Source organism: Gordonia sp. DT30, assembly GCF_049844915.1.
Classification (GTDB): Bacteria; Actinomycetota; Actinomycetes; order Mycobacteriales; family Mycobacteriaceae; genus Gordonia.
The window spans coordinates 1-495 of record NZ_JBNCLY010000079.1 but is presented as its reverse complement, the minus strand read 5'-3'; the positions used below and the strand labels follow the sequence as shown (position 1 = coordinate 495).

The following is a 495-nucleotide window of genomic DNA, read 5'->3' as shown; positions in this document are numbered from 1 at the left end:
AGGGTGCGCCGGTTGTAGGCCGGCAGCGGTCGTCGTCGGGGATCGACCGTGGCGGGTGGGATCAGCCACGGATGCCGGTCGAAGCCCATCACCACATCCCACCCACTATCGTGGACGTCGTGGTGACAGCTGGTGCACAGCAGGCAGCCGTTGTCCAGGTCGGTGGCCCCACCGTCAACCCAGCTGACGAGGTGGTGCGCCTGGGTGCGCGATGCGGGCGCACCGCACTTGATGCAGGATTTGTCGCGCAGTAGCAACGCTTTTCGTTGGGCTGGAGTGAACAGACGCTTCTCGCGACCCACGTTCAGCGGCACTTGGTCGCCGTCGACGATGACGACGGTAATCCTGCGTCACAGCCGAGAGTTTTCGCGGTGGCGGGCGTGACCGATCCCATGAACTCCAGCGCGGAAAGCTTCGGGGTGTCGGCCGGGATGGTCAACAGCACCCCACCGGTCGGCTTGCAGGACACCGTCTCGTCGGCGAGGCCCTTTTGGG

At 65.7% G+C, this 495-nt stretch carries 1 pseudogene; it reads right to left on the bottom strand.

From position 1 onward, the window contains the following. Positions 1–495, bottom strand: a pseudogene (locus ACLQ3C_RS21510) (HNH endonuclease); the annotation flags it as partial.